This window comes from Delftia sp. ZNC0008, assembly GCF_000799035.1.
Lineage (GTDB): Bacteria > Pseudomonadota > Gammaproteobacteria > Burkholderiales > Burkholderiaceae_C > Comamonas > Comamonas tsuruhatensis.
In genome coordinates this window covers 1-2,311 of record NZ_JTKZ01000924.1, presented here as the reverse complement: position 1 = coordinate 2,311, position 2,311 = coordinate 1, and the positions used below count along the sequence as shown (strand labels likewise).

General features: G+C 68.0%; 3 protein-coding genes. All 3 read left to right on the top strand.

Annotated elements, in window-relative coordinates:
* On the top strand, positions 1-659 hold a 659-nt coding region (locus tag L995_RS29890), incomplete at its 5' end, for a branched-chain amino acid ABC transporter permease (RefSeq protein WP_047475076.1).
* A complete protein-coding gene (locus L995_RS29885) occupies positions 656-1,450 on the top strand; it encodes an ABC transporter ATP-binding protein (RefSeq protein WP_047475075.1) in 795 nt (264 codons plus the stop codon). The genes L995_RS29890 and L995_RS29885, both read left to right, overlap by 4 nt.
* Positions 1,450-2,163, top strand: coding sequence for an ABC transporter ATP-binding protein (locus L995_RS29880; protein WP_013801790.1), 714 nt, complete (start codon positions 1,450-1,452; stop codon positions 2,161-2,163). The genes L995_RS29885 and L995_RS29880 overlap by 1 nt, the downstream gene beginning before the upstream one ends.
* Positions 2,164-2,311: the final 148 nt, after the last annotated feature.

Below are 2,311 nucleotides of genomic sequence, written 5' to 3'. Positions count from 1 at the left end.
CCGCGTGGCTGCTGGCCGCCGCCACGGGCGCCGTGTCGCTGCGCACGCGCGGCGTGTACTTCATCATGATCACGCTGGCCTTTGCGCAGATGCTGTTCTATATCTTCATCTCGCTGCGCCAGTACGGCGGCGAGGACGGGCTGAACCTGCCCGGCCATTCCGTGCTGCCCGGGCTGGACCTGGGCCACGACGTTTCTTTCTACTACGTGGTGCTGGCGCTGTTCGCGGTGCTCATGGCCTTGTTCGGCCGGCTGGTGGATTCGCGCTTCGGCAAGGCGCTGCAGGGCGTGCGCGAGAACGAGTCGCGCATGGAGTCGCTGGGCTACCCGGTCTATCGCCTGAAGCTCGTGGCCTTCGTTCTTAGCGGCGCGGTGGCGGGGCTGGCGGGCGCGCTGCTGGCCAACCACAACCTGTTCATCTCGCCCAGCCTCATGCACTGGACCCAGTCGGCCAACCTGCTGATCATGGTGCTGGTCGGTGGCGTGGGCCTGCGCTGGGGCGGCGTGGCCGGCGCCGTCGTCATGCTGACGCTGGAGGAAGTGCTTCGCATGTGGACCGAGTACTGGCACCTGCCGCTGGGCCTGCTGCTGCTGTGCGTGGTGTTCGGCGCGCCACGCGGCCTGACGGGCCTGTGGTCCGCACGCGGGAGGCAGGCATGAGCGGCGCGGCCACACCTATCTCCATCTCCACCCCGGCCCTGGAGGCCAAGGGCCTGGTGCGCCGCTTTGGCGCGCTGCTGGCCACCGACCATGTCTCGCTGTCGCTGGCGCCTGGCGAGATCCATGCGCTGATCGGCCCCAATGGCGCGGGCAAGTCCACGCTCATCCATCTGCTGTCGGGCACGCTGGCGGCCGACGCCGGCACCCTGGCACTGGCCGGGCGCGACGTGAGCGCGCTCAACGCCCACCAGCGCGTGGCGGCGGGGCTGTCGCGGTCGTTCCAGATCACCAACATCTTCAAGCAGTCCAGCGTGCTGGACAACCTGGTGCTGGCCGTGCAGGCGCATGCCGGCAGCAGTTTCCGCTTCTGGCGCCCGCGCGCGGCCGAGGCTGCGCTCTACGAGCAGGCGCGCGAGCTGGCGCGTGAATGCGCCATCGACGCCAGCCTGCTGCAGCGCTCCGCAGGCACGCTGCCGCACGGCGAGCAGCGCAAGCTGGAGTTCGCGCTGGCCCTGGCCGCGCGGCCTGGTGTGCTGCTGCTGGACGAACCCATGGCCGGCATGGGGCCTGATGAAACACTGCGCCTGACCGAGCTGATCGAATCCCTGCGCGGCCGCGCCGCCATGCTGCTGGTGGAGCACGACATGCAGGCCGTGTTCCGCCTGGCCGACCGCATCTCCGTGCTGGTCTACGGCCGCATCATCGCCACCGGCACGCCCGACGAGATACGTGGCAACGCCGATGTGCGCCAGGCCTACCTGGGAGACGAAGAAGTGAAGGAGGGCGCGTGATGCTCGAAATGCAGGCCGTGCAAAGCGGCTACGGACCCAGCCAGGTGCTGTTCGGCGTGGACCTGCGCATCGAGGCAGGCCAGGTCGTCACCCTGCTGGGCCGCAACGGCATGGGCAAGACCACGCTGCTTCGCACGCTGCTGGGCCAGCTGCCCCTGCGCGCTGGCCGCATGGTGTTTGCCGGGCAGGACATCGCCGGCTGGGCCACCGACCGCATCGCCCGCGCCGGCGTGGCCATCGTGCCCGAAGGCCGCCAGTGCTTTCCCAACCTCACGGTGCGCGAGCACCTGACGGCCTTTGTAGCCCATCGCAATTCGGGCAGTCCCGGCGCGGCCGAGCCCTGGACGCCCGAGCGCGTGTTCGCCCTGTTCCCCCGCCTGGGCGAGCGCGCCTCCAACATGGGCAACCAACTGTCGGGCGGTGAACAGCAAATGCTGGCCATAGGCCGCGCCCTGGTCACCAACCCGCGCCTGCTCATCCTGGACGAAGCCACCGAGGGCCTGGCCCCGCGCATCCGCGAAGAGATCTGGTCCTGCCTGGCCCAGCTGCGCGCCGCTGGCCAGACCATCCTGGTCATCGACAAATACGTGGAGCGCCTGCTGGGCCTGGCCGACCGCCACCTCATCCTGGAGCGCGGCAAGGTCGTGTGGAGCGGAGACTCGGCCGCGCTGGATGGGGACAGAGCGCTGTGGGAACGGTATTTGGGAGTGTGAGCACGCGCAATGCATTCGCAGTTCAAGGCGAAATTCAAGGCGCGATGGAGGGTTGAATGGCATTGAAGATCAATGGGTGGCATGCCATTCAAATACATGCCTGTATCCAAGATGGGAAATTGCTTACATTTACAGGATGTATCTGACC

Excerpts from the sequence above, each read along its gene's own strand:
- L995_RS29885 (WP_047475075.1), top strand. The coding sequence starts at position 656 with ATGAGCGGCGCGGCCACACCTATCTCCATCTCCACCCCGGCCCTGGAG.
- L995_RS29880 (WP_013801790.1), top strand. The coding sequence starts at position 1,450 with ATGCTCGAAATGCAGGCCGTGCAAAGCGGCTACGGACCCAGCCAGGTG.